This is a genomic window from Streptomyces sp. NBC_00989, from assembly GCF_045162655.1.
Classification (GTDB): domain Bacteria; phylum Actinomycetota; class Actinomycetes; order Streptomycetales; family Streptomycetaceae; genus Streptomyces.
Window position 1 is genome coordinate 8,628,097 of record NZ_CP108728.1, and the last position, 18,782, is coordinate 8,646,878.

Here is an 18,782-nt window from a genome sequence, read left to right on the forward strand (position 1 = left end):
GCAGTTGTCAAGGTTTCGGCCATGTACTCCTCGTGGCCGGAACGTGAACCGGGCGGCATGGGTCGAAATCCGTCTAGGCTGAGCGGCTGAGTCGTGTGTCGTGTACGGCCGTCGTACGGCCTTCGAGGCGCCCTAGGAGAACCCACCGATGTCAGACAGCTCCCCCCTGCCGCCGGTGCGGCTGCACTCCGAAGCGGAGCTGGCGCGCGACGCGCTGTCCACACCCCTGCTCGCCCGCGCGGTACTGCTCGCCCGCTGGGCGGGACCCGACACCCGGATCGACGCCGGTGGCGGCCTTGTCGACGAGCAACTGCCCGCCGCGGCCGAGGCCCTCGGGCTCACCGGCGACGACGCCGCGGCCGACGCGAGCGAGGCCTGGCGGGTCGCCGTGGACACCGGGCTCGTCGAGATCGTCGACGAGGAGGAGGGCACCGTGGCGGCCGGCGAGGAGCTGGCACAGCTCACCTCCGGCTCGCCCGGCGATGTGCTCGCGGTGTGGCTCGGCGCCCTCGACACCCTCCTCGCGGACGCGAGCGTGCCCGATCTGGACGGTCTTGTCGACGCCGTGGACGAGGGCGGCGAGGTCGATTTCGCGTCACTCGACTGGGACCCCGAGGCGGAGGCCGAGTTCCTCGACGGCGTCCTCGGCAACCTCTATCTGCTCACCGTCAACGAGGACGGCCCCGGCGACGGTCCCGTCCCGCTGCCCGCGCTGGCCGCCTCCATGATCGTGCCCAGCGACATGGGCGAGCCCACCAACGACGTCCTGGAACAGGTCTCCGACGCGATGATGCGCCTCGACGACCAGTTCCGGCTTCTCGAACCGGTCGGCATCGTCGAGTACCAGCCCGTCGACGAGGCCCTCATGGCCGACCTCGACGAACTGACGGACGGACCCGCCGCGCCCGTCGACGAGACCGACGTCACCCGCTACGGCATGGTCCGCCTCACCCCCCTCGGCCTCTACGGCCTGCGCGCCCGCCTCCTCGAAGCCGGCTTCGCCGCCCCCGCCGTAGGAGATCTCGCGGACAAGGGCGCGGACGCGCTGCTCGACGGGACGTCGACGTTCCCGCAGGGGGCCGCGCGGGCCGAGACCGAGCAGTGGCTGGCCCGCCGTGAACCCCTCGCAGCGGCACGGGACTTGCTCGCCGCGGCCCGCGGCGCCGACACCGGTGCGCCGCTACGACGGCTGCTGTGCCAGCAGGCGCTCTCCCTCGTCGGCGGCGAGGCCGAGCCCGCGCTGCGCGAGGTGCTCGACGACCCCGAGCTGGGCGGCCTCGCCCGCGTCTGGCTGAGCGAGCACGGCGCGAGCGACGTCCCCGCGCCCTCCGAGGACCTGGTCTTCTGGCTGACCGTCGACACGGTCGCCGCGCAACTCGCCGCCGAGGGCAACTCCGAGGAGCTGCAAGCCCTGGTGGAGGGCCTGGCCCAGCAGCACAACGGGTTCTTCGCGGCGGCCTGGCGGGTCGACCATCCGGCGACCGCGGACGTCCTGGAGGCGATGGGCCGCCTGCACCCGGACAAGCGGATCGCGAAGGAAGCGCGGAAGGCGGCGTTCAAGGCGCGTTCCCAGCAAGGAAGTTGAGACATGCTGGAGGGGTGTGGGGAGGCCGGCCTCCCCACACCCCTCCAGCTCACCGCCTCAGCAGTGGTAGCTCGTCGTGTGCTTGAACGACGAGGTGTCCCCGTCGAAGCCGTACGTGCCCCGGTAGGCCGGCGGGTTCTGGAACTCGCCGACGAGGGTCATCGCGTGGGCATGGGCGCCCTGGCCGGTGCGCTTCGCGTCGAGGCGGATCGTCTCGCCCATGAAGCCGCCCGTGATGTCCCAGGGGGCGCCGCTGATGCCGGAGGTGATCTGACCGCCGGTCACGACGTGCGGGTAGGTGTTGGGGTTGTACCGCACCTCGATGGCGAAGGTCATCGACCCGTTGTGCAGCTCCAGTTGAGCGGATGCGGAGACCGCCTCGGCGGACATGTCCTGCTCGGAGGCGAACGCCTCGTCACGCGTCTTGACTTCCGCGCCCTGGGGATTGTGGAAGCGGTGCTCGGAGCCGGTGTGGCCCTTCTGCCGCTTGGCCTGCGTGGTCATGCTGATTCCCTCTTCCGGTACGGGTGTTGAGCGACCGTTACGGATACTGAGTGACCGTCAGGCCAGCTGCTCGGCGATCTCCACCCGCAGCAGTGCGCGGACGTTCTCGATGTGGTTGGCCACGGTGACGACCGAGGAGCCCGCGAAGAGCAGACCGGTCGCGACGTCGTCGAGGGAGGTCACCAGCGAACCGGAGTCGCCACCCGCCGAGATGCACGTCGTCAGCACCTGGTCCATGAACCGGGCCGTGCCCGCCGTGCCGTAGCCGACGTCGATCGTGACGTCGGTCGCGATGATCCGGCCGAAGCTGATGTTCGTCGTACGGCCGGTCTTCTTCACCAGGTCGCCGACCGAGACGTTGGCCTTGCGCCGCCAGGCGCGCGGCGCACCGCTGAAGTGCTGCTCACGGGTGGCGTCCTGGAAGTCCACGGCGCCGAGCGCGCAGTCCACCACGTTGTTGTGCCGCTCCACCGGGATCTGCGGAGCGAACTGGATCGGGATGAACCGGTCCAGGATCGCGAGGCGGTCGTCCGGGTCCGTGCCGCCGTCGTACGCGCCGGGCTGCAGGATCGGGCTGCCCTGCTGGGCGCGGTTGCAGTCGGCCAGCACGTGGTTGTTGGAGAGGACGTAGAACCTCGCCGGTGTGCCGAGGCCGGGACCCGGCGGGTCCACGGAGGCGCCCGGCAGGAAGTCGTACACCACGCTGCCCAACGTGCCCGCGGTCACCCGTACGTTGCCGATCGAGACGCCTGAACGGGCCGGGCGCATACGGCGCTTGAGCTGCTGCGGTTCGAACTGTCCGAGCCCGCCGAGCTCTTCCAGCAACGGCTGCGCGAGGCCGGCGAGTTGCTCGGCCGTGCTGCCGTCGCTCCGGTAGGAGGTACCGCGGTCCTCGGAGCGGCCCGGGGTCCTGCGTTGCTGCTGCTGACGCTGGGCGGCGACATGGCCGACCGCGACGACGTCGGTGGGGGTGCCGTCGTCCATCGTCCGCGGGATGACATCCCGCTCGGGGAGCTGGGACTCCGGCACCTTCTGGGTCACGAACACCAGCACGGCAGCTTCGCCCGTGGCCTGTCCGTCGATCCACTTCACGCCATGGCCGAAGCCGACGACGTTGGCGAGCGGCGTCTGCGGCCGCAGGAAGTCTGAATTCGCTTGCCGGCGGGAGCTGTCACTCAGCTGGCCACCGGTCGGTCCTCGCATCATCTCGGGCTGGCTCACGCCAGACCACCTCATCGGGTTACGGCTCTTGGTCCCTTATGGCTGCTGCGATCGCGCCTTCTCGAAAGGGCCGTTCAAGGGGCACTTCCCGCTCACACGGGCCGGATTCGTGAACCGGGCCTCCGCGGTGTGCTCTTCAGGTCTATGGCCCGGGGGCAGGCAGAGTCAAGGCAATCTGAAATGAATCACGAATTTCGTCCCGATCCATACTTTCCGTCCGCTACACGCCCTTTGACCTTGCTTTCGAAGCGCCGCCCGGTCAATTCTTCCGGAGCGGAGGACTTTTGGGTTTCGTGGGGGAGTACATACGGATTCATGGAAGAGAGACTGGTGATGTCGCTCGGTGTTCAACTCCCGTTCAGACATGGACGGGAGCGTTGCGCCGACCGAGGTCCGCCACCCTCCACGGCACACCCACCGTCACAGGAGACACCATGTCGCTCACCCGCAGGGATTTCACCGCAAAGTCCGCGATGACCGGTGCCGGGGTCGCGCTGGCGGGCAGCGTCGGCGCCCTCGCCACCGCGCCGAACGCCCTCGCGGCCACCGACACCGAGGAGTCGGCGGCCGAATACGGCCACGGACACGGCGGGCACGTCGGCGTCGGCTACGGACCGCTGATCGCCGACCCGGACGGCCTCCTCGCACTGCCCGCCGGCTTCAAGTACCGCGTCATCACCTACTGCGGGAAAACCAAGCTGGAGTCGGGCGAGTTCACCCCCTCCAACCACGACGGCACGTCCACCTTCGACGGCCCGCGCGGCGCCACCCTCCTCGTCAACAACCACGAACTCGCCGGCCCCCGCGCCCAGTGGCCCCACCCCGTCCCGCTCACCGAGGGCCTCGTCTACGACCCCGCCGGGGCCGGCGGCTGCACGGTCGTCGAGGTCCGCCGCGACCACGTCGCCGAGTGGGTCGGCATCGCCGGCACCGTCACCAACTGCGCGGGCGGCAACACCCCTTGGGACACCTGGCTCACCTGCGAGGAGACCGAGGACAAGGCCGGCACCAACGGCTTCACCAAGGACCACGGTTACGTCTTCGAGGTCGACCCGGTGGACCGTCGCGCCAACCGAAACCCCAAGCCCATCAAGGCACTTGGCCGCTACGCCCACGAGGCCGTCGTCGTCGACCCCAAGCGCGGCCACCTCTACCTGACGGAGGACGCCTCCGGGCCGAACGGCCTCCTCTACCGCTGGACCCCGCCCGAGCACTTCCACCACGGCCGCGGCAAACTCCGCACCCTCGCCGACGACGCGGGCGTCCTCCAGGCCTTCAAGTGCTTCGACTCCGGCGGCAAGTTCGTCGACGACCTCTCCCGCGCGACGAAGATCGGCACGGTGTACGGCGTCGACTGGGTCGACGTCCCCGACCGCGACGCGAAGACGACCTCCGTGCGCAAGCAGTTCGCCACCGGCGAGATCACCCGCGCCCGCAAGCTGGAGGGCATGTGGTGGGGCGACGGCGGCGCGTACATCGTCTCCTCGTTCGCCCGCACGGAGAGCCCCGTCCAGCACGACGGCGCCGTCTGGTTCTACGACCCCAAGCGCCGCACCCTCACCCTCAAGGTCCTGATCGGCGTCAACCCCGACCCGTCCGTGGACGGCGCGTTCGACGGCCCCGACAACATCACCGTCTCTCCCTACGGCGGCCTCGTCATCGCCGAGGACGGTGAAGGCATCCAGCACCTGTTCGGCGCGACCGACAGCGGCCGCACGTACCCGATCGCCCGCAACGAACTCAACATCGGCACCGAAGAGAAGCCGGAATACAGCGAGTTCACGGGCGTGACGTTCTCGCCCGACGGCAAGACCCTGTACGCGAACATCCAGAGTCCGGGGATCATGCTCGCGATCACGGGGCCGTGGAAGCGGCAGAAGCGCGGCTGAACTCCCGTACGCATTTAATTGGTTGGCCCCTCCAGAGCTGTGCCTCCTACTCTGAGATCACAACAGCACGCACCTCCCGGTGCGCAGGCGGCGGTTACTTCGTTGCAACCGAAAAAGACACCGCAGCCGTTCTTGATCTCGGGAGGCGCAGCTCATGGTGGGTGCCCGGTGCGCAGGCAGCGGATACTTCAGGGATCCAGTCCGTAGCGATACGGGTGCGGGTTCAAATCCCGTCATCGACCCAGGTTGATGTGGCGGAACGGAAGACGCGCTGGTTTATAGGTCCCGTCGCCGACTCCGATCTCGGGCGCCCACCATTGCCGCGCTCTCCCTCCGAAACAGCAATGAATTCGGGGGAATTCAGCATGTCGCGATTCAACAGGAAGACCGCCCGCGCGCAGCCCGTTTCCCGTGTCACCTCCACCGGTCGGGTACTCCGCACCTACGAGGGCGGCCGTGGCCGTGAGCGGGACGCACGCTCCGAGCTCTTTCTGCTCGCGATCGCCAACTTCGTCTCCCAGCAGACCTTCTACGAGTCCGGCGCCGACCGCGACGACCGCTTCGCGACCCTCGTGCGCGAGCTCGCCGTCACCGACCCGGCCTGGACGGCCGGCCTCCTCGGCTGGCTGCGCGGCGAGGGCAACCTCCGGACGGCCTCCATCGTGGGCGCCGCCGAGTACGTGAAGGCCCGCCTCGACGCCGGCGCCACCGACGGCCCCTCGAACCGGCGGGTCGTCGACTCCGTACTCCGGCGCCCGGACGAGCCCGGCGAGCTGCTCGCGTACTGGACCGCGCGCTACGGCCGCGCCATCCCGAAGCCCGTCAAGCGCGGTGTCGCCGACGCCGTACGACGTCTCTACGGCGGCACGTCGCTGCTGAAGTACGACACCGCGTCCAAGGGCTACCGCTTCGGCGACATCCTCAACCTGGTGCACGCGGCGCCGGACCCGGACAAGGCGTGGCAGGGCGAGCTGTTCCAGTACGCGCTGGACCGCCGGCACCACCCGGACACCGCCGTACCGCCCGCGTCGAACCAAGTCCTCACCGCGCACCGCGAGTTGATGGCGCTGCCGGTCGCACAGCGGCGCGCGGTCGTGACGGCGGCCGACGGTGCCGAGCGGCTCGCGGCGGCCGGGATGACGTGGGAGGCGCTGGCCGGCTGGCTCCAGGGCCCGATGGACAAGGCGGCCTGGGAGGCCGTCATCCCCTCCATGGGTTCGATGGCGCTCGTCCGCAATCTCCGGAACTTCGACGAGGCCGGGGTCTCGGACGAGGTCGCCGAGCAGGTGGCGGCGAAGATCAGCGATCCGGCGGAGGTCGCGCGCTCGCGGCAGTTCCCCTTCCGGTACCTCGCCGCGTACCAGCACGCGCCCTCGCTGCGCTGGTCGTACCCGCTGGAGCGGGCGCTCGGCCACTCGCTGGCCAACGTGCCCGCGCTGCCGGGCCGCACGCTGGTGCTCGTGGACCGCTCGGGTTCGATGTTCTTCTCGCGGCTGTCCGACCGCTCGGAGCTCAACCGGGCCGACGCGGCGGCGATCTTCGGCACGGCGCTCGCGCTGCGGGCGGCGGACGCGGACCTCGTCGAGTTCGGCACCACGAGCAGGCGCCTGGACTTCGCCGCGGGCGAGTCGGTGCTCAAGATCCTGGACCGCTTCGGCGACCTGGGCGGCACCGACACCACCTCGGCGGTCCGCTCGCACTACCGGGGCCAGGACCGGGTGCTGATCATCACCGACGAGCAGTACGCGTACAGCCGGCACGGCGACCCGGCCGAGCAGGTACCGGTCGGCGTGCCGGTCTACACCTGGAACCTCGCCGGGTACCGGGCAGGCCACGGCCCGTCCGGCAAGGCCGACCGGCACACCTTCGGCGGCCTCTCGGACGCGGCCTTCCGGATGGTGCCGCTGCTGGAAGCGGCCCGGGACGCGGACTGGCCCTGGGCCGTCTGAGAGGCGAGGCGTGGCCCGCACTTCTACGGGGGGTGCGGGCCACACCCTTGTCCGACGGAAGATTGACATCTAACATTTCAATTTATGAACGCCCTCCAGCCCGTCCCGCGCACCCTCCTCCGGGACCGCGCCTACGAAGCGATCCGCGACGCCATCGTGGCCGGGGAGATCGAACCCGGTGCGGTGGTGCGGGACGCCGAGCTGGCGGAGCGGCTCGGGCTGTCGCGGGCGCCGGTGCGGGAGGCGTTCTCGCGGCTCGTCGACGACGGGCTCCTGGAGAGCAAGCCGCAGAGCTACACGCGGGTGACTCCGGTGGTCGCCGCCGACGTACGGGACGCCGCCGCCGTGGTCGGTGCCCTGCACGAGTTGGTGACGCGCGTCGCGGTACCCCTCCTGCGGGACACGGACGTCGACGTGATGCGCGCGGCCAACGACCGGTTCGCCGCGGCCGTGCACGCCGGTGACGTGGACGCCGCGCTGCGCGCCGACGACGAACTGCACGACGTCCTGATCCGCGTCAGCGGCAACCGCGCCGCCGCCGCGACCGTCGCCCGCTACACCCCGCTCATCCGCCGACTGGAGCGACGACGCTTCGGCGAGGGCGGCAACTGCCGTTCGGCGGGCCTGCACGAGCGCCTCATCGAGGCCTGCGCCGCCGGTGACGTGGACGACGCGGTCCATGTGACGGCGGAGATCTGGCGCGGCCTCGAAGGCCTCGCCGACCTCGACTGACCAGGCCTCCGACCGGCCCGCCGGCTGACCCGAGCCCCCCGACCCGCGTCCCCGACCCACCCGGGAGAACCCCCATGTCCCTTTCCTCGTACGACCGTTACCCCCTCCTCTTCGGCCCCTCGCCCGTCCACCCGCTGGAGCGCCTCACCGCGCACCTCGGCGGCGCCGCCCTGTGGGCCAAGAGGGAGGACTGCAACTCCGGTGTCGCGTACGGCGGCAACAAGACCCGCAAGCTGGAGTACCTCGTCGCCGACGCCCTCGCGAAGGGCTGCGACACCCTCGTCTCGATCGGCGGCGTGCAGTCCAACCACACCCGCCAGGTCGCGGCCTGTGCCGCCCGCGCCGGACTCAAGTGCGTGCTGATCCAGGAGAGTTGGGTGGAGTGGCCCGACTCCGTCTACGACAAGGTCGGCAACATCCTGATCAGCCGACTCGCCGGAGCGGACGTACGCCTGGTGAAGGCCGGGTTCGGCATCGGCTTCAAGGAGAGCTGGGAGCAGGCGCTGCGGGAGGTCGAGGAGAGCGGCGGCAAGCCGTACGCCATCCCCGCCGGCGCCTCCGACCACCCGCTCGGCGGCCTCGGCTTCGCCAACTGGGCCCACGAAGTCGCCCAGCAGGAACAGGAGTTGGGCGTCTTCTTCGACACCGTGGTGGTGTGCTCGGTGACCGGCTCCACCCAGGCCGGCATGGTCGCCGGGTTCCGGTCGATCGAGGAGGCGGGCGGCCGCGAGCGCCGGGTGCTCGGCATCGACGCGTCGGCGAAGCCCGCCGAGACCCGCGAGCAGGTGGCCCGTATCGCGCAGGGCACCGCCCAACTGATCGGCGTCAAGCGCGAGTTGACCCTCGACGACGTCGAGCTGGACGACCGCTACCACGCCGGAATCTACGGCATCCCGGACGAGACCACCCTGGAGGCGATGCGCCTCGCCGCCCGCACCGAGGGGATGGTCACCGACCCCGTCTACGAGGGCAAGTCCATGGCCGGGATGATCGACCTGGTCGCCCGCGGCGAGATCGCCGCCGACTCCACCGTGCTCTACGCCCACCTCGGCGGACAGCCCGCGCTCAACGCGTACAGCGCGCTGTTCTAGGGAGCCTTCGCGGCAGCGTTCTCGGCCCTCCCAGTCCTCTCGGCCTTCCTGCCGGTGATCACGAACGCCGACACCAGCAGCGCGGTCAGGGCGATCAGCGCGGCGACATCGAACGCCCGGGCCGAGCCGTGGACGAGGATCTCGGACGGTGACCCGGTCGCGTGCCGGGTCGCTGTACCGAAGACCGTGACCAGGATCGACAGACCGAGGGTGCCGCCGAGCCACTGCAGGGTCTGGAGGAGGCCGGACGCCGCGCCTGCCTCGCGCGGCTCGATGCCCGCGAGGATCGTCACGTTGAGCGGCATGAAGCTGAGGCCGACGCCCACGCCCAGCAGGAGCAGCGGGCCCAGCAGACCGATCGCGTAGCCGTCGTCAGGGCGGAGTCGCGACAGCCACGCGGCCGAGGTGACGAGCAGCGCCATGCCGGTGAGCAGGACCGGCTTGGCGCCGAAGCGGGCCAGCAGACGCGGTACGAAGCGGACGACCGTGAACATCGCCAGGGTCATCGGCAGGAAGGCGAAGCCCGCGCGCAACGGGCTGTAGTCCAGGACCCGTTGGCTGATCAGGGTGAGGAAGTAGAACGCGCCGAACATGCCCGCGGGCAACAGCAGGACGCCCGCGTAGCCGCCCGCGCGGTCGCGGTCGGCGAACAGACGCGGCGGCATGATGGGTTGGGCGGCGCGGGACTCGACCAGTGCGAAGCCCGCCAGCAGGGCCGCCGCCGAACTGAACCCCAACTGCGCCTGCGGGTCGCCCCAGCCGTCCGACGAGACCCGGATGAACGCGTACACCAGCGAGGTCATCCCGGCGGTTCCGGTGAGCGCGCCCGCCGCGTCGAACTTCCCTGCGTGGCGCGGGGTTTCGGTGACGAAGCGGGGGAGTGCGAGGGCGACCGCGGCGCCGATCGGCACGTTGATCAGCAGGGCCCAGCGCCAGGACGCCCAGGAGGTGAGCATGCCGCCGATGACCAGGCCTATCGAGGCGCCGATGCCGGCCATGGAGGCGTAGATGCCGAGCGCGTGGTGACGGCGCGGGCCCTCCGGGAAGTTGGTGGTGATCAGCGCGAGGGTGTTGGGTGCGATGAGTGCGGCGCCCACGCCCTGGAGCGCGCGGGCCGCGAGCAGCCAGGCGCTGTCGGTGGCCAGTCCGCCGAGCAGGGAGGACGTGGCGAAGAGCAGGACGCCGATCGTGAGCGTACGGCGCCGCCCGGCGATGTCCCCGACCCGGCCGCCCAGCAGGAGCAGTCCGCCGAAGGCGAGCGTGTAGGCGTTGAGGACCCAGGACAGGCCGGTGGGGCTGAAGTCGAGGTCCTTCTGGATGGCGGGCAGTGCGACGTTGACGACGGTGGAGTCGACGCCGACCATCAGATAGGCGGTGACGATGGCGAACAGGACGGCCCCGAGCCTGGCGGGCCGGGGTGGTGCTGAGGGAGCATCGGCGGTGGTGGACGGTGCGGACGGGGTGGACATGGAGTTCTCCCGGTCTGGCGTCCCCGTGTGAAAGCGTGCGGGCAGCACGGACTGCCCGCGAAGTAAGCGGGGACTGTCTCCGTTTAGTACTCGGTAAGATACGGAGACGGTCCCCGGTTCGCAAGGAGTATCTGGATGGCGCAGGTCAGACCCATGCGCGCGGACGCCCGGCGCAACTACGAGCGACTGCTGAAGGTGGCGGCGGAAGCCTTCGCCGAGCACGGGGAGAACGCGTCCCTCGACGACATCGCCAAGCGCGCGGGTGTCGGGTCAGGGACGCTGTACCGGCATTTCCCCACCCGGCAGGCGCTGTTGGAGGCTGCCTACGTCGACCGGATCGAGGCGCTCGGGACCCGCGCCGACGAACTCGCGAAGGAACTGCCGCCGGGCGAGGCACTGGCCGAGTGGCTGTACGAGGTGTGCGTCGGCACGATCCAGGTGCGCGGCATGAAGGCCCTGCTGGGCTCGGCCGTGACGGACGGCAGTCAGGCCGCGCTCACGGCCTGCGGCACGTCCATGAAGGGGGCGGCGCAACGGCTGGTCGAGGCGGCGCAGCGGGAGGGGACCCTGCGTCAGGACATCGAGTCGATCGAGGTCCTGCGGCTGGCCCACGGGGTGTCCACGGCCTCGGAGTTGGCGAACGGCCAGGGGAAGCACATCCGCCGCTATCTGTCCCTGCTGACGGACGGGCTACGGCCCTCGGTCGGGGACTGAAGCGCCGGGCGCCCCTCGGAAAGGGGCGCCCGCAGCGGCCGTAGGACTGTGTGGGGTGGTTACAGTCCCTGGGCCGCAGGCTTCACCATGCCCCGCACCGTGCGGGACTTCACGAAGTCGCCCATCGCGGTCATGTCCCACTCGCCGGTGAACTGCTTGACCAGCTTGGCCATCATCACGCCGGTCTGGGCCTCGGCGTTGGTGAGGTCGAAGCGGACCAGCTCCTCGCCGGTCGCGGCATCCAGGAGGCGGCAGTAGGCCTTCGCGACCTCGGTGAACTTCTGGCCGGAGAAGGAGTTCACCGTGAAGACCAGGCCGGTGACCTCCTGGGGGATGCGGCCGAGGTCGACCACGATCACCTCGTCGTCACCGCCGCCCTCGCCCGTGAGGTTGTCCCCGGAGTGCTTGATCGCGCCGTTCAGGATCGAGAGCTTGCCGAAGTAGCAGCTGTCGATGTGGTTGCGCTGCGGGCCGTAGGCGATGACCGAGGCGTCCAGGTCGATGTCCTTGCCGCGGAACGCGGGCTCCCAGCCGAGGCCCATCTTGACCTGGGAGAGGAGCGGGCGGCCGCCCTTGACCAGGGACACCGTCTGGTTCTTCTGGAGGCTGACGCGGCCCTTGTCGAGGTTGATCTTTCCGGCGCCGAGCGGGGGTGCGGCGGGCGGAGCCGGGGGAGCGGCGGGAGCCGGGGGTGCCACCGGGGTCTGCACCGTGGGGGCGGGCGGGGCCACCGGTGCCGGAGCCGCCGCCGGTTCCTCCACCGAGACGCCGAAGTCCGTCGCGATGCCCGCCAGGCCGTCCGCATAGCCCTGGCCTACCGCGCGGGCCTTCCAGACGCCGTTGCGCAGATAGATCTCGACGACCACGAGTGCCGTCTCGGCGCCGAGCTGCGGGGGCGTGAAGGTGCCCAGGACGCTGTTGTCGTCCGCGTTGCGGATCGTGGCCGTGGGCTCGATGCCCTGGAAGCTCTGGCCGGCCGCGTCCGGGCTGGCGGTGACGACGATCTTCTCGATGCCCGGCGGGACGGCGCCGGTGTCGACGGTGATCGCGTCGGGTGCCGTACCGCCGCCTGAGCGGTAGGTCACGCCGGGGCCCGTCGGCTGGTTGTAGAAGATGAAGTCGTCGTCGGAGCGCACCTTGCCGTCGCCCGTGAGCAGCAGGCCCGATACGTCGAGCCGCACCGGGGCGGCGACGTCCACCGTCACGCGCGCGGCGGAGAGAGGGATGTTCGAGCCGGGGGTCATAGCTGTCATGACTCGTGAACGACCGAGACCATTTTGCCGTTCCCTTACCAAGCGACCAATTGGCCAACCCTTGGAACCACCGGCTCGAAACCGCTCCTGATCCCTCCCGCGGGCTAGGGGATCACCACGATCTTCCGGCCCACCCCGGCCGCGAACTGCGCCAGCGCCTCCGGGTACCGCTCCAGCTCGATCCGGTCGCTGATGAAGATCTCCGGGTCGAGGACCCCGTTCGCGAACAGCTCCGCCGCCCGCTCGAAGCTGTGCAGCACCGCCATGGAGCCCGTGATGGTGATCTCCTGGTTGTAGATGCGGTACGGGTCGATCGACACCCGGGTCGCGTAGTCGGCCACCCCGAACTGGAGGAACGTGCCCGCCTTCGCCACCCGGTCCAGGCCGTCCTGGATCGCCGCCGCGTTGCCGGTCGCGTCGACGACGAGGTCCCAGCCCTGCGGCCGGTCCAGCTCGTCCGCGTTCGCCGCCGACCCGGAGACGCCGAGCGTGCGGGCGGTCTCCAGGCGGGCCGGGTTCAGGTCCACGATGTCGACGCTCGCCGCGCCGGTGCGCTTGGCCAGCTCCAGCATCATCAGGCCCATGGTCCCGGAGCCGTAGATCAGGACGTGCGCGCCGAGGCGGGACTTGAGGACGTCGTAGCCGCGCACCGCGCACGACAGCGGTTCGACGAGGGCCGCGTCCTGGGTGCGGACGTGCTCGGGGAGCTTCACGCAGTTCGCCACCGGGGCGAGTGCGTACTGGGCCGCGCCGCCCGCCTTGGAGACGCCGATCGCGGCCCAGCGTTCGCAGAGGTTGTTGTGGCCGTTGCGGCACTGCCGGCACTCGTAGCAGTAGAGAGACGGGTCCACGGCCACCTGGTCGCCGACCGAGACCTCGGCGACCTGGGTGCCGACCGCGACGATCTCGCCGGCGAACTCGTGGCCCGGCACGATCGGCAGCTTGGGCGCGAACTCGCCCTGGAGGATGTGCAGATCGGTGCCGCACAGCCCGCACGCGGCGACCTCGACGACGACCTCGCGGGGACCCGGCGTCGGGTCCGGGACCTCGGTGACGACGGCGCGGCCCACGGACTCGATGACGGCGGCCTTCATTTCACGGCTCCCAAGGAGAGGCCCTGGACCAGCTTGTCCTGGGCGGCGAACCCCGCGGCGAGCACCGGCAGGGAGATGACGAGCGACGCGGCGCACACCTTCGCCAGGAACAGGCCCTGGCTGGTGATGAAGCCGGTCAGGAACACGGGCGCGGTCTCCGCCACCACTCCGGTGAGCACACGGGCGAACAGCAGCTCGTTCCAGCTGAAGATGAAGCAGATGAGGGCTGTCGCGGCGATACCCGGGAGGGAGATCGGCGCCACCACGCGCGCGAGGATGGTCGGCAGCCGGGCGCCGTCGATCTGTGCCGCCTCGATGACGGCGACCGGGACCTCGGCGAGGAAGGACTGCATCATCCACACCGCGATCGGCAGGTTCATGGAGGTGTAGAGGATGACCAGGAGCCAGATGTTGTCCAGCATCCCGGCGTTCTTCGCGAACAGGTAGATCGGCAGCAGGCCCGCCACCACGGGGAGCATCTTCGTGGACAGGAAGAAGAACAGGACGTTGGTCCACTTCTTCACCGGGCGGATCGACAGCGCGTAGGCCGCCGGGAACGCCAGCAGCAGCACGAAGACCGTCGAAGCCACCGATGCGACCAGCGAGTTGACGAGCGCGGGCCAGGGGCTCGCGCCGCCGCCCGTGCCGAAGAACTCCCGGTAGCCGCTCAGGGTGAGGGCGGCCCCGAAGGACGGCGGGTTGGTCGCCGCGTCCGTCTCCGAGTGGAAGGACGTCAGCGCCATCCAGGCGATGGGCAGGAAGAACACGATGCCGAGCAGCCAGGCCACCAGGCCGAGGCCCGCTCCTTTGCGGCGGGCACGCACGCGTACGGCGACACTGCTCATGCGCGGGACGCCTCCTCACGGAACAGGGACGACACGACGCGCAGGGCGAAGGTCGCGATGATGATCGAGCCGATGACGACCAGGACACCGGCCGCCGAGGCGAGACCGTTCTCGTGGGCCTGGTAGAAGCTCTGGTAGACGGTGTACGGAAGGTTGGCGGTGCCCAGGCCGCCCGACGTGATCGTGAAGACCGCGTCGAAGTTCTGCACGATGTAGATCGAGCCCAGCAGCCCGCCGAGTTCGAGGTAGCGGCGCAGGTGCGGGAGGGTCAGATAGCGGAAGACCTGCCAGTCGTTCGCGCCGTCCACCTTCGCGGCCTCGATCTGCTGCTGGTCGCGGCTCTGGAGCCCGGCCAGCAGGATCAGCATCATGAACGGCGTCCACTGCCACACCAGCGATGCCTCCACGGCGAGCAGCGGAGTGTTGGAGATCCAGTCCGGCTGTGGGCCGCCCACATAGTGCAACAGCCCATTGAACAGGCCGTATTCAGGGTTGTAGAGCACATGCTTCCAGAGCAGGGCCGCGGCCACCGGCACCACCAGGAACGGGGCGATCAGCAGCGTGCGGACGAAGCCCCGGCCGCGGAACTTCCGGTCCAGGAGCAGCGCGAGCAGCAGGCCCAGGACCAGGCTGGCCAGCACCACCGCCACGGTGAGCAGGATGGTCGTCCACACCGAGTGGCGCAGGTCGGCGTCGGTCAGTACCTGCTGGTAGTTGTCGACGCCGGTGAAGTGCCGGGCCTTCGGATAGAGCGCGTTCCAGTCGAAGAAGGAGATCACCAGCGTGGCCACGAACGGGAGTTGGGTCACGACGATCATGAAGATCAGGGCGGGGAGCAGGGGGGCGCGGGTGGCCCAGGCGCGCAGCTTGTCCGAGGGCTGTCGCGCGGTGCGGGTCGGAGTGGCGGCCAGAGGGGCCGTTGTCGTGGCGGTCATCGTCCCTCGTACTCCTTGGAGATCTTCTCGGCGAGTTTCTGGGACTTCTTCAGGGCCGAGTCGACGGACTGCCGTCCGGCGATGGCCGAACTGATCTCCTGGGAGACCTTCGTGCCGAGGTCGGTGAACTCGGGGATGTCGACGAACTGGATGCCGGGCGCGGGCCGTGGCTGCACGCCGGGGTCGTTGGGCTTGGCGCCCTCGATGGCCGCCTTCGTCATCTCCTGGAAGGCGGCGGCCTCCTTGACGTAGTCGGGGTTCGTGTACGTCGAGGCGCGCTTGCCGGCCGGCACGTTGGACCAGCCGTCCGTGTCGCCGACCAGCTGCTCGTACTTCTTGCTGGACGCCCAGGAGACGAACTTCCAGGCCTTGTCGGAGTTGTGGGACGCCTTCTGGATGCCCCACGCCCAGGTGTAGAGCCAGCCGGAGGAATCGGTCTTCTCGACCGGGGCCGGGACGTAGCCGATCTTGCCCTTCACCGGGGAGCCCTTGGCCTCCAGGGAGCCCGCCGCCGAGGTGGCGTCGTACCACATGGCGACCTTGCTCTGGGTGATGTTGTTGAGGCACTCGGCGAAGCCGGACTGGGCCGCGCCGGACTCGCCGTGCTTGCGGACGAGGTCGACATAGAACTTCGTCGCCTGCTCGAACGCGGGGGAGTCGAGCTGCGCCTTCCAGTCCTTGGTGAACCAGGTCCCGCCGAAGGTGTTCACGACGGTGGTCAGCGGCGCCATCAGCTCGCCCCAACCGGGCAGCCCGCGCAGGCAGATGCCCTTCATGCCGGGCTTCGCGCCGTCGACCTTGGCGGCTATGTCGGCCACCTGGGTCCAGGTCGGGTGCGCGGGCATCGTGAGGTTCTTCTCGGCGAGCACGTCCTTGCGGTACATCAGGAAGGACGACTCGCCGTAGAACGGCTGCCCGTAGAGCTTGCCGTCGTCCGCGGTCAGGGACTCCCGCATCGGCTTGAGGATGTCCTGCTCGTCGTAGGCGGGGTCCTTGGCGACGTACGAGTCCATCTCGTGCAGCCAGCCGTTGCGGGCGTAGATCGGGATCTCGTAGTTGGAGAGGGTCGCGACGTCGTACTGGCCGGCCTGGTTGGCGAAGTCCTGGCTGATCTTGTCGCGGACGTCGTTCTCGGGCAGCACCGTGAAGTTGACCTTGATGCCGGTCTCCTTCGTGAAGTGCGGGGCCAGTTTCTGGAGTTCGGTCATCTGGGGGTTGTTGACCATCAGGACGTTGATCGAGTTGCCGCCTGATCCGGCGCCGCCCGCTCCGACCCAGCAGCCGGAGAGCAGCGGGGCGAGCAGCGTCCCTACGGCGGCCAGGGCGAGCGTGGCTCGCGGCGGCCGTCGTCGGCTCTGGGTTCGCATGGATCGCTCCTGCAGATATGGGGAGAAAAGGCATCGGCCGGGCATGGCTGTGCCCTACGTAGAGAGTGAGTTGGAATTTCAGACGCGTATGACCTGTGGCCCCAGCAGTGAGTAGCGGTGGGCTTCGGCCGACGGAAGCAGCGTGCTGGTCACGATCGTCTCCAGGGTGCCGATCTCGGCGAACCGGCAGAAACTGACCGCCCCGAACTTGGTGTGCACGCCCGCGAACACGGTGCGCCGGGAGGCGCGGATGGCCTGTGCCTTGACCTCGCTGACGGCGGGGTCGGGCGTGGTCAGGCCGTGCTCGCGGGAGATGCCGTTGGCGCCGATGAAGGCGAGGTCGAGGACGAAGCCGGCGAGCATCTTCGTCGTCCAGTGGTCCACGGTCGCCAGGGTGCCGTGCCGGACCCGGCCGCCGAGCAGCAGCACCGAGGTGTTCTCCGACTCGGCGAGCACGCCCGCCACGGGCAGGGACGCGGTGACCACGGTCAGCGGCCGGTCCCTGGGCAGCGCCTCGGCGATGAGCTGTGGGGTGAAGCCCTCGTCGACGAAGACGGTCTCGGCGTCCCCGACCAGCTCGGCCGCGGCGACCGCGATCCGGCGCTTCTCGGGGACATGGCTGGTGGCGCGGAAGGCGAGCGTCGTCTCGAAACCGGCGCTCTCCACGGGGTAGGCGCCGCCATGGGTCCTGCGGACCAGCCCGTGGTCCTCCAGGGCGCGCAGATCGCGCCGTACGGTCTCCTTGGCCACGCCCAGCTCGGCGGCGAGCGCGGTGACGTCGACCGAGCCGGTGCGGCGCGCGGCGCGCACGATCTCCCGCTGACGTTCCTCCGCCGAACTCGTGCTCATGGCCGACACCGCCTTCCCGCTGCCTGGAGTACTGCCCGTTCGGGCCCGGTGCGACCCTTGGGGGAAGTTCTACAGCGGGTGCGCGGCACTGACCAGGCCTGTTGCACGCCCGATGCTGCCCGTGTGTGACCGTTTACCCCGCGCTGTGCCCGTCGCGGACCTGCGCGGCTGTCCGCCGGGGCGTGGGATCGGGCAGCGTCCGTGCCCGAACACGGCCGCGGGCGGGCCCGTTCGGTGCCCGCCCGCTGTCCTGGAGTCCCTTTTCCGGTCAGTACGACCGACGCCGATACGGCTCTGCCGTCAGTACGGCCAGATCGGCGGGTCGTTCACGAAGTGGCCGCCGAGGTAGGCGTGGGCCTCGACGTCCGGCTGGAGCTCGCCCTGTTCGGCGACGATCTTCTCGGCGTACTGCTCGGAGTCGTCCTGCGGCTCGTAACCGAGCGCCCGCGCGGTCGACAGGTCCCACCACAGGCGGGTGTTGGCGGAGGAGCCGTAGACGACGGTGTGCTGGACGTCCTCGGCGGTCAGGGCCGCGTGGAAGAGGCGGGCGCCGTCGGCGGGGCTCATCCAGACCGACAGCATGCGCACGCTGCTGGGCTCCGGGAAGCAGGAGCCGATGCGCACGGAGACGGTCTCCAGGCCGTGCTTGTCCCAGTAGAGCTGTGCCAGGTCCTCGCCGAAGGACTTCGACAGGCCGTAGAAGGTGTCGGGGCGGTGCGGGGTGTCGATCGGGATGAGCGCGCTCGGATCAAGAGGTGCGTCGCCCTGGGGCCTCGGTGTGTAGCCCACCGCGTGGTTGGAGGAGGCGAAGACGATGCGCGGGACGCCCTCCTCGCGGGCGGCCTCGTAGAGGTTGTACGTGCCCTCGATGTTCGACTTCAGGATCTTGTCGAAGGAGGCTTCCAGGGAGATGCCGGCGAGATGGATGATCGCGTCGACGCCCCGCACGGCCTCGCGGAGCGCCGCCCGGTCGGAGAGGTCGGCGGTGATCGCGTCCGGCTCGCCCTCGACCGGGCGCAGATCCAGCAGCCGCAGCTCGTAGCCGTAGGAGGGGAGCAGGTCCCGCATCAGGGTGCCGAGTCCGCCTGCGGCGCCGGTGAGCAGGACGGTGCGGGGAGCGGGCATCCTCGGTCTCCTTGGGTGATCGGTCTCATCCGTGGACGGTATTCACATTCATAGACACGCTAGGTATCCGTCACCATGTCCGTCAAGTGTGGCGTGGACCTGCGAAATCCGCTTCCTTCTTGCTCATTTGCTGGCTTGACCCATCCTGAGGCAGCTCCTT

At 69.8% G+C, this 18,782-nt stretch carries 16 protein-coding genes; 6 read left to right on the forward strand and 10 right to left on the reverse strand.

What is annotated here, in order from left to right; all coding sequences use genetic code 11:
- Nucleotides 1–148 precede the first annotated feature (148 nt).
- On the forward strand, nt 149–1,585 hold the full coding sequence (locus tag OG714_RS38720) for a hypothetical protein (protein ID WP_406128117.1): 1,437 nt from the start codon (nt 149–151) through the stop codon (nt 1,583–1,585).
- A gap of 57 nt (nt 1,586–1,642) precedes the next feature.
- Here OG714_RS38720 and OG714_RS38725 read toward each other — a convergent pair whose 3' ends face one another.
- Complete coding sequence (locus tag OG714_RS38725) at nt 1,643–2,089, reverse strand: hypothetical protein (protein WP_406128118.1); 447 nt, start codon at nt 2,087–2,089, stop codon at nt 1,643–1,645.
- A 57-nt stretch (nt 2,090–2,146) separates the two neighbouring features.
- Entirely contained in the window at nt 2,147–3,310 is a 1,164-nt protein-coding gene (locus tag OG714_RS38730; RefSeq protein ID WP_406128119.1) for a hypothetical protein, read from the reverse strand.
- 434 nt (nt 3,311–3,744) lie between these two features.
- Between OG714_RS38730 and OG714_RS38735 the strand changes: the two genes are divergently transcribed.
- From OG714_RS38735 to OG714_RS38750, 4 genes are all read left to right on the forward strand, one after another.
- Nucleotides 3,745–5,199 carry an alkaline phosphatase PhoX gene (locus OG714_RS38735; protein ID WP_406128121.1) on the forward strand — a complete coding sequence of 485 codons (1,455 nt, stop codon included), beginning with the start codon at nt 3,745–3,747 and terminating at the stop codon, nt 5,197–5,199.
- A 365-nt stretch (nt 5,200–5,564) separates the two neighbouring features.
- Nucleotides 5,565–7,148 (forward strand): TROVE domain-containing protein, encoded by a 1,584-nt coding sequence (locus tag OG714_RS38740; protein WP_406128122.1) that lies wholly within the window; start codon nt 5,565–5,567, stop codon nt 7,146–7,148.
- A gap of 84 nt (nt 7,149–7,232) precedes the next feature.
- Nucleotides 7,233–7,880 (forward strand): GntR family transcriptional regulator, encoded by a 648-nt coding sequence (locus OG714_RS38745; protein ID WP_406128124.1) that lies wholly within the window; start codon nt 7,233–7,235, stop codon nt 7,878–7,880.
- A gap of 74 nt (nt 7,881–7,954) precedes the next feature.
- Nucleotides 7,955–8,971 (forward strand): 1-aminocyclopropane-1-carboxylate deaminase, encoded by a 1,017-nt coding sequence (locus OG714_RS38750; protein ID WP_406128126.1) that lies wholly within the window; start codon nt 7,955–7,957, stop codon nt 8,969–8,971.
- Here the strand turns inward: OG714_RS38750 and OG714_RS38755 are convergent.
- Entirely contained in the window at nt 8,968–10,440 is a 1,473-nt protein-coding gene (locus OG714_RS38755) for an MFS transporter (RefSeq protein ID WP_406128128.1), read from the reverse strand. The genes OG714_RS38750 and OG714_RS38755 overlap by 4 nt on opposite strands.
- 135 nt (nt 10,441–10,575) lie before the next feature.
- Between OG714_RS38755 and OG714_RS38760 the strand changes: the two genes are divergently transcribed.
- On the forward strand, nt 10,576–11,154 hold the full coding sequence (locus OG714_RS38760) for a TetR/AcrR family transcriptional regulator (protein WP_406128129.1): 579 nt from the start codon (nt 10,576–10,578) through the stop codon (nt 11,152–11,154).
- A 59-nt stretch (nt 11,155–11,213) separates the two neighbouring features.
- Here OG714_RS38760 and OG714_RS38765 read toward each other — a convergent pair whose 3' ends face one another.
- From OG714_RS38765 to OG714_RS38795, 7 genes are all read right to left on the reverse strand, one after another.
- Nucleotides 11,214–12,398, reverse strand: a complete 1,185-nt coding sequence (locus tag OG714_RS38765) for a TerD family protein (protein WP_406132100.1) — start codon at nt 12,396–12,398, stop codon at nt 11,214–11,216.
- Between the two features lie 113 nt (nt 12,399–12,511).
- On the reverse strand, nt 12,512–13,501 hold the full coding sequence (locus OG714_RS38770) for a zinc-dependent alcohol dehydrogenase family protein (RefSeq protein WP_406128131.1): 990 nt from the start codon (nt 13,499–13,501) through the stop codon (nt 12,512–12,514).
- On the reverse strand, nt 13,498–14,346 hold the full coding sequence (locus OG714_RS38775) for a carbohydrate ABC transporter permease (RefSeq protein WP_406128132.1): 849 nt from the start codon (nt 14,344–14,346) through the stop codon (nt 13,498–13,500). The genes OG714_RS38770 and OG714_RS38775 overlap by 4 nt, the downstream gene beginning before the upstream one ends.
- Nucleotides 14,343–15,281, reverse strand: a complete 939-nt coding sequence (locus OG714_RS38780; protein ID WP_406128134.1) for a carbohydrate ABC transporter permease — start codon at nt 15,279–15,281, stop codon at nt 14,343–14,345. The genes OG714_RS38775 and OG714_RS38780 overlap by 4 nt, the downstream gene beginning before the upstream one ends.
- Nucleotides 15,278–16,648, reverse strand: coding sequence for an ABC transporter substrate-binding protein (locus OG714_RS38785; protein WP_406128136.1), 1,371 nt, complete (start codon nt 16,646–16,648; stop codon nt 15,278–15,280). The genes OG714_RS38780 and OG714_RS38785 overlap by 4 nt, the downstream gene beginning before the upstream one ends.
- 78 nt (nt 16,649–16,726) lie before the next feature.
- Entirely contained in the window at nt 16,727–17,497 is a 771-nt protein-coding gene (locus OG714_RS38790) for a DeoR/GlpR family DNA-binding transcription regulator (protein WP_406128137.1), read from the reverse strand.
- A 300-nt stretch (nt 17,498–17,797) separates the two neighbouring features.
- The gene (locus OG714_RS38795) at nt 17,798–18,622 is read right to left on the reverse strand and encodes an NAD-dependent epimerase/dehydratase family protein (protein ID WP_406128138.1); all 825 of its coding nucleotides are present in this window, start codon (nt 18,620–18,622) and stop codon (nt 17,798–17,800) included.
- Nucleotides 18,623–18,782 lie beyond the last annotated feature (160 nt).

What these genes read in the sequence shown, in the direction of transcription:
- OG714_RS38780 (WP_406128134.1), bottom strand. Translation starts at nt 15,281, where the DNA reads ATGACCGCCACGACAACGGCCCCTCTGGCCGCCACTCCGACCCGCACC.
- OG714_RS38775 (WP_406128132.1), bottom strand. Translation starts at nt 14,346, where the DNA reads ATGAGCAGTGTCGCCGTACGCGTGCGTGCCCGCCGCAAAGGAGCGGGC.
- OG714_RS38795 (WP_406128138.1), bottom strand. Translation starts at nt 18,622, where the DNA reads ATGCCCGCTCCCCGCACCGTCCTGCTCACCGGCGCCGCAGGCGGACTC.
- OG714_RS38740 (WP_406128122.1), top strand. Translation starts at nt 5,565, where the DNA reads ATGTCGCGATTCAACAGGAAGACCGCCCGCGCGCAGCCCGTTTCCCGT.
- OG714_RS38725 (WP_406128118.1), bottom strand. Translation starts at nt 2,089, where the DNA reads ATGACCACGCAGGCCAAGCGGCAGAAGGGCCACACCGGCTCCGAGCAC.
- OG714_RS38755 (WP_406128128.1), bottom strand. Translation starts at nt 10,440, where the DNA reads ATGTCCACCCCGTCCGCACCGTCCACCACCGCCGATGCTCCCTCAGCA.
- OG714_RS38720 (WP_406128117.1), top strand. Translation starts at nt 149, where the DNA reads ATGTCAGACAGCTCCCCCCTGCCGCCGGTGCGGCTGCACTCCGAAGCG.
- OG714_RS38785 (WP_406128136.1), bottom strand. Translation starts at nt 16,648, where the DNA reads ATGCGAACCCAGAGCCGACGACGGCCGCCGCGAGCCACGCTCGCCCTG.
- OG714_RS38790 (WP_406128137.1), bottom strand. Translation starts at nt 17,497, where the DNA reads ATGAGCACGAGTTCGGCGGAGGAACGTCAGCGGGAGATCGTGCGCGCC.
- OG714_RS38760 (WP_406128129.1), top strand. Translation starts at nt 10,576, where the DNA reads ATGGCGCAGGTCAGACCCATGCGCGCGGACGCCCGGCGCAACTACGAG.
- OG714_RS38750 (WP_406128126.1), top strand. Translation starts at nt 7,955, where the DNA reads ATGTCCCTTTCCTCGTACGACCGTTACCCCCTCCTCTTCGGCCCCTCG.
- OG714_RS38735 (WP_406128121.1), top strand. Translation starts at nt 3,745, where the DNA reads ATGTCGCTCACCCGCAGGGATTTCACCGCAAAGTCCGCGATGACCGGT.
- OG714_RS38770 (WP_406128131.1), bottom strand. Translation starts at nt 13,501, where the DNA reads ATGAAGGCCGCCGTCATCGAGTCCGTGGGCCGCGCCGTCGTCACCGAG.
- OG714_RS38765 (WP_406132100.1), bottom strand. Translation starts at nt 12,398, where the DNA reads ATGACCCCCGGCTCGAACATCCCTCTCTCCGCCGCGCGCGTGACGGTG.
- OG714_RS38745 (WP_406128124.1), top strand. Translation starts at nt 7,233, where the DNA reads ATGAACGCCCTCCAGCCCGTCCCGCGCACCCTCCTCCGGGACCGCGCC.